Here is a 6,623-nt window from a genome sequence, read left to right on the forward strand (position 1 = left end):
TATGCAAACGAATCGCTTTGTACTTGCTGGTACTGGTAGTGGAGTTGGTAAAACAACCTTTACCATTGGACTAATGAAAGCGTTACAAGAAAAGGGCAAAATTGTGCAAGGCTTTAAATGTGGTCCCGATTATATTGACCCTACTTATCATACCGCTGTTACAGGACGTGTATCACGTAATATCGATAGTTGGATGTTTTCACATGAAGCAGTGCGAGATATTGTCGCACGCGCAAGTAAAGATGCTGATGTTTCCATTATTGAAGGAGTTATGGGCTTTTATGATGGCAAAAGTCCGCTATCGAATGCTGGCTCTGCAGCAGACATTAGTGTTGTCACAGAGAGCCCCGTTATTTTAATTGTCAATTGTGTAAGTATGGCACGAAGTGTAGCGGCAGTTGTGAAAGGATTTCAATTGTTGTCGGATCAACAGAATATCGTTGGTGTCATTGCTAACCAAGTTGGAAGTGTCGGTCATTATGAAATAGCGAAGGCTGCTATTGAGCAGGAATGTGGTATTCCTGTCATCGGATATTTAAAGCGTGAGGAAGGGATTGCTATTCCTAGTCGTCATTTAGGACTAGTCCCTGCCATCGAACGAGGGGAACTAGATACATTTTTTGATAAGCTAGGCGATCTAATGGCTGAGACCATTGATTTAGATCAATTGCTTGCATTAACAAAGGCTTCTGTTCTACAAGAATCAGGGCAACTTTTTGATGAACAACCATCGCAAAATATTTGCATTGCCGTAGCAAAGGATGCAGCTTTTAACTTCTATTATAAAGAGAATTTGGATCTGCTACGTGCAAAAGGAGCTGAGCTGCAATTTTTCTCACCACTTGCAAATGAGCCTGTTCCAGCTGAAGCAGACGGATTGTATATCGGCGGGGGCTTCCCAGAGGAATTTGCAAATATTTTGGCGGACAATTCGGTTACCAAAAAGTCTATTCGTGAAGCAGTTGCCAAAGGTCTTCCAACATTAGCTGAGTGTGGTGGCTTTATGTATTTGACGGAGGCTATTACGAATAGCAATGGTGACCGTTATGACATGGTTGGTGTTATTCCAGGAGAAGTAGCGATGCAAGCGAAGCTAGCGGCTCTCGGCTACCGTGAAATTTTTGGCACACCAAATAATTTTTTAATTGGTACGGATGAAGAAGCAAAGGGGCATGAATTCCACTATTCAAAATATAGCGGCTCGCATAATACGCCGGCCTATGAAACGAAGGGGCGTTTTGGTAACAAACAAGAGGGCTACCAAGCTGGAAATTTAGTAGCTGGCTATACGCATTTTCATTTCGTATCGAACCCAAAGCTTGTTGACAATTGGTTAACAGCTTGTAAGAAGGTGAAAAATCGTGACTAATTATTTTCCTATTCACATCAATATTGAATATAAAACTGTAGTAATTGTTGGAGGGGGACACGTAGCAACACAGAAGATAGCTTCACTGCTTCCAGCTAAAGCTAATATTGTCGTTGTTAGTCCAACTCTAGATGAATCATTACTGCCTCTTGCCGAGTTAGGGCAAATTACGTGGCGTGAAAAAGAATTTGAAGCGCGTGATTTAGATGATGCATCACTCATCATTGCGGCTACAAATGATATGTTAGTAAATGAGGCTGTACAAGAAGCAGCACAACATTGGCAGCTCATCAACCGCGCAGATGCACAGGCTGAAAGCGACTTTATAACGCCAGCAACAGTGCGCCGTGGTCCTTTAGTGTTAACAGTTTCAACGTCAGGTGCCAGTCCTGCATTAGCGCGTAAAATAAAAGCTGACCTCGAAGAGCAATTTGATGAGGTTTATGACGACTATGTATGCTTCTTACAGCAGGCACGTTTAATGATTGCGGCTCAGTTTGACAAGGGCCCACAAAGGCGCAACGCTTTACAAGCATTACTTGAACCGAGCCTACTAGAATGGACACGTAATGGAGAGATTGAGAGACGTGAAGCATTTTTACAACAAATACTGATGGGAGAAGCGCAATGAAAGACGGAATAGTGTATTTAGTTGGAGCTGGACCAGGAGATCCAAAGCTCATTACAGTGTACGGGCTCGAATGTATTCAAAAGGCTGATGTCATTGCATATGACCGTCTTGTGAACCCGAAATTACTAGAGTTTGCCAAAAAAGATGCAGAGCTTGTGTACTGTGGTAAATTACCTGGGAAGCATCACTTCATTCAAGATGAGATTCATACATTACTTGTCGAAAAAGCGCATGAAGGCAAGATTGTTACACGTTTAAAAGGTGGCGATCCATTTGTTTTTGGTCGTGGTGCAGAAGAAGCGGAAATTTTAAAAAGTCATGGTATTGCTTATGAAATTGTACCAGGTATTACAGCTGGAATTGCTGCCCCAGCATATGCGGGCATCCCTGTAACACACCGAGATTTTGCGACAAGTTTTGCGCTCGTAACAGGTCATGGTCGTGAGGAAAAAGGACAGGACTTTTTAAATTGGCCCGCACTTGCAACAGGCATCGATACAGTTGCCTTTTATATGAGTGTTGGTAATATTGCTTATATTTCTAGAAAGCTCATCGAAAATGGTCGCAAGGCAACTACTCCAGTCGCCGTTATTGAATGGGGAACAACAGAGCAACAGCGTACCATCACAGGTCAGCTTGATGAAATAGCTAGCATTATTGAACGAGAAGGCTATCATAATCCTTCCATGATTGTCGTTGGCGAAGTCGTCAATGTACGCGAGAAAATTCAATGGTTTGAGGAGCAAGGGCTTGCTTTCTCATAAAAAACTTACTTGAGCATAAGGAGGAAACACATCATGACAGTAATCGAGGCTTTAAAAAATCGTCGAGCGATTCGTAATTACACGACACAGCCTGTTGAAAAAGAGAAGATTGAGCAAATTTTACAAGCCGCAACTTATGCTCCAAATGACCGTATGCGTGAGCCTTGGCATTTTTATGTTATTCAGGACGATGCGATGAAACGCTACGAGGAAATGGCGAATGCCTATTTGCAAGAGCGATTCCCAACAAAACCAAATTTAGTGGAAAGCTCGTTAAAAGTTGTTCAAACAACGCCTGTGGCCATTGTTGTGACAGCAGATATTGTAGAAGACGATGCCGATGCGACAGCAGATAATGTTTTTGCCGTATGTAGTGCTATTATGTCTATGTGGCTTGCTGCAGAAGAGCTTGGGCTTGGTTTTGTATGGCGTACACGTGGTGTAGGGCTTGTTCATGATTCACGTATGCATGCATTCATTGGCGCAAGTGAATCACAAAAGGTAGTAGGAACGATCTTTATTGGCTACCCAGAAGAACAGGAGCTTAAAGACAAGAAACGTACCTCATTTGAAGAAAAAACAACATGGCTTTAAGGGAGGCATGAAGAATGGCTAGAAAAGGCTTGTTTTTAGTGTACACGGGTGAAGGGAAAGGCAAAACAACTGCTTCTCTTGGTGTCACATTGCGAGCAGTTGGTCGAGGCCTGAATGTACGCTATATGCAATTTATTAAATCACCAGAGCGTACATACGGAGAGCAAATTGCTCTTCGTAAGCTTGGCGTAGAAATGGAGCAAATGGGAATCGGCTTCACTTGGACAAAAACACCAGACGAGCATCGTGCTGCATTAGCAAAAGCATGGGAAAAAACAAAGGCTGCCTTGCAAGACGACAGTATTGATGTACTCGTATTAGACGAGCTCAACAATGCGCTGGCTATTACAAAATTTCCAATCGATGATGTGCTCCCATTAGCCGAAGTCATTGAAGCCATTCAGCAGCGTCCATCTACAATGCATTTAGTCGTAACAGGACGTAGCGCGAATCCAGCGCTAATTGCAATGGCCGATTTAGTATCAACAATCGATGCGACAAAGCATTATTATGATGAAGGCATTCCAGCTGTAAAAGGTCTAGAATTCTAATTCGAGATTCTCACTTTTGTGAGAATACCTGTGGAACGTGGCAATACTCGCGCTTCGGAGGAAATACCCACGGAACGGGGGAGAATACCGGAAGCAAGCTGAACCCCGTGTATCAAGGTGAACTTCGCATGTTTGTGAAAATACTCGCGGGACGTATCAGAATATTCTCGCTTTGGAGGGAATATACGCGAAAGCAAGAAGAACACCCGCGCAAGGACCCAGACTTGCTCCCCCGCTTCAACTATAAAAAAGGAGGGAAAAGACTATGCCAGCAAAATCTATCATGGTTCAAGGAACGGCATCTGATGTGGGGAAAAGTATGATTTGTACTGCGCTGTGCCGTATTTTCTCTGATGATGGGCTAAAGGTAGTACCGTTTAAATCACAAAATATGGCCCTTAATTCGTTCGTAACTCAAGACGGCGGAGAAATTGGCCGGGCACAGGGTGTACAAGCAGAGGCAGCACGAGTTGTCGCAACTACGGATATGAATCCTATATTGCTAAAACCAAAGCAGGATATGGTATCAGAAGTAATTGTTCATGGCAAGCATTTTTTAAATATGGACGCCAAAAGCTATCGCAATCAATTCGTACAAGAAGCGATGCCGATCGTTGAAAAATCAGTACGAACTTTACAAAATACATATGATGTCATTGTCCTTGAAGGTGCGGGTAGCCCTGCAGAAATTAATTTAAAAGACCGTGATATAGCAAATATGCGCATGGCTCATCTAGCAGATGCAGCGGTTGTGCTAGTGGCTGATATCGATCGGGGTGGAGTATTTGCATCGATAATTGGCACACTCGCATTACTTGACGATGCAGAACGTGCACGTGTAAAAGGGCTGATTATAAATAAATTCAGAGGGCTGCGAGAATTACTCGATGATGGCATTGAATGGGTAGAACGTGAAACGGGGATTCCTGTCCTTGGAGTTATACCATATGTAGATGTCAATATTGAGGCTGAAGACTCGCTAGCATTATCTTCATTGCGCTTTAAAAAGCCAAAGCAAGGGGAGTTTGGCGTGGATGTGGCAATGATTCGGCTGCCGCGCATTTCAAATTTTACGGATGTTGATCCATTTTTTGATGAGCCAGAGGTTGGTGTGCGTTTAATTGGCAATGTCAATGAGCTTGGTACGCCCGACTTACTTATACTACCTGGAACAAAAAGTACAATAGATGATTTAGCGTGGCTAAAGGAACAAGGCTTCGATCATGCGATAGCAAATTTACGCGCACGAGGGACAAAGATTATTGGCATTTGCGGCGGCTTCCAAATGCTAGGTGAAACATTACTGGACCCAGATGCAGTAGAAGGTAATGGGGATTCAGCGCAAGGTCTAGGATTATTACCGATGGAAACGGTTTTTGTTGGTGATAAAAAAACAGTGCAAATGACAGGAACAAGAGGCCAGGATACGTTTACTGGCTATGAAATTCATCTTGGACGTACGAAAATTTTACGTGATGAAGCATCCCCATTTTTACAGCTTGCAGATGGGCGAGAAGATGGTGCAGTAAGTGCTGATGAACAAGTGATCGGAACATATTTCCACGGTTTATTCCATAATCGCATCTTTACAAGACAGCTTGTTAATGACATTCGCGTGAAAAAAGGGCTCGCTGCGTTACCAAGTGACGTGAAAAGTGATGCAGAACGTAGAGAGGATGCGTACAATATGCTTGCAAAACATGTGCGTGCGAATCTCGATATGAAAAAAGTATACGAAATCACGAATATAGAGGTACCTGTATGACAAGAAAAGGACCGTTAGCCATTGATTATGAGGCATTATGGCAGGAAGGTATGAAAGATTGGCATGGTCAAATGCCTGAAAGAATGGTCAATGATCAATTAGAGGAGCAGTTTTGGGCGCAGTCAATCGCACGTAAAAAGACTGGACAAACAGATCCTTACGCCGCAAAAATTTTTCAAGAAATTAAAAAAAGTATTCAACCGGAGCACTCTGTATTGGAAATTGGTCCAGGCTGGGGCAATTATACGTTTCCGCTAGCTGATCATGTGCGACAGCTAACTTGTGTAGATAGCTCAGAAAGTATCCTTAGCTATTTAGAAAATTGTCTGGAGGATAGGCAACATGTTTCTTATCTTCATGCAAAGTGGGAAACCCTTGCTGAAGATGAGGTAGGAGAGCATGATATAGTCATAGGTGTCAATTGCTTTTATCGTATGTATGAAATCAAATCAGCACTTTACCACATGAATCGTCTAGCTAAAAAGCGTGCAATTATTGGCATGACAACAGGGCCGATTCAACCTCACTATGAAATTTTATACGACAAGTATGGCTATGATATTAAATTTCCACGAAGAGATTATATAGAATTTTTAAATTTGCTCTATGAAATGGATATTTATGCAGAGTGCAAAATCATCCCGTTAGAACGAGTGTATGAATATGAAAGCTATGAACAGCTTATAACAACACAAAGTAAAAAAATAGTAAATAACACTTTTAATAGAGAGCATGTTGAGGAATCGCTCTTGCCGTTTATTGAAGAAAAGAACGGTCGTTATTATTATCGTCATGATTTCCATGCGGCACTCGTATCATGGGAGCCGAAATAATTATGAAACCTTTGGACAAAATGAACTGCGCCCCAATTGTTAGACACATCTAACAATTGGAGGTGCAGTTTTTGTATGGTCAAAAAATATACTGCCAAAGATAAATTACAAGCTGT

The 6,623-nt window shown here is 42.3% G+C and carries 7 protein-coding genes; all 7 read left to right on the top strand.

The genetic code is table 11. From position 1 onward, the window contains the following. The first annotated feature begins 1 nt into the window (after position 1). The 7 genes from ACIQZA_RS23905 to ACIQZA_RS23935 all read left to right on the top strand — a co-directional run bounded on the left by ACIQZA_RS23905 (position 2) and on the right by ACIQZA_RS23935 (position 6,507). Positions 2-1,369, top strand: coding sequence for a cobyrinic acid a,c-diamide synthase CobB (locus ACIQZA_RS23905; RefSeq protein WP_402884250.1), 1,368 nt, complete (start codon positions 2-4; stop codon positions 1,367-1,369). Further along, positions 1,362-2,000 (top strand): precorrin-2 dehydrogenase/sirohydrochlorin ferrochelatase family protein, encoded by a 639-nt coding sequence (locus ACIQZA_RS23910; RefSeq protein WP_400936758.1) that lies wholly within the window; start codon positions 1,362-1,364, stop codon positions 1,998-2,000. The genes ACIQZA_RS23905 and ACIQZA_RS23910 overlap by 8 nt, the downstream gene beginning before the upstream one ends. After that, positions 1,997-2,764: a uroporphyrinogen-III C-methyltransferase gene (gene cobA, locus ACIQZA_RS23915; protein ID WP_400936760.1), complete on the top strand. Its 768-nt coding sequence runs from the start codon at positions 1,997-1,999 to the stop codon at positions 2,762-2,764. Before ACIQZA_RS23910 ends, cobA begins: the two co-directional genes overlap by 4 nt. 33 nt (positions 2,765-2,797) lie before the next feature. Next, the gene (locus ACIQZA_RS23920) at positions 2,798-3,358 is read left to right on the top strand and encodes a nitroreductase family protein (RefSeq protein WP_400936762.1); all 561 of its coding nucleotides are present in this window, start codon (positions 2,798-2,800) and stop codon (positions 3,356-3,358) included. A 14-nt stretch (positions 3,359-3,372) separates the two neighbouring features. After that, on the top strand, positions 3,373-3,909 hold the full coding sequence (locus ACIQZA_RS23925) for a cob(I)yrinic acid a,c-diamide adenosyltransferase (protein WP_142507080.1): 537 nt from the start codon (positions 3,373-3,375) through the stop codon (positions 3,907-3,909). Between the two features lie 265 nt (positions 3,910-4,174). Next, positions 4,175-5,674 (top strand): cobyric acid synthase, encoded by a 1,500-nt coding sequence (locus ACIQZA_RS23930; RefSeq protein ID WP_400936765.1) that lies wholly within the window; start codon positions 4,175-4,177, stop codon positions 5,672-5,674. Then, on the top strand, positions 5,671-6,507 hold the full coding sequence (locus ACIQZA_RS23935; RefSeq protein WP_400936767.1) for a class I SAM-dependent methyltransferase: 837 nt from the start codon (positions 5,671-5,673) through the stop codon (positions 6,505-6,507). The genes ACIQZA_RS23930 and ACIQZA_RS23935 overlap by 4 nt, the downstream gene beginning before the upstream one ends. The last annotated feature ends 116 nt before the right edge of the window (positions 6,508-6,623 follow it).

The sequence above is a fragment of the Lysinibacillus sp. NPDC096382 genome, from assembly GCF_044762845.1.
Classification (GTDB): domain Bacteria; phylum Bacillota; class Bacilli; order Bacillales_A; family Planococcaceae; genus Lysinibacillus.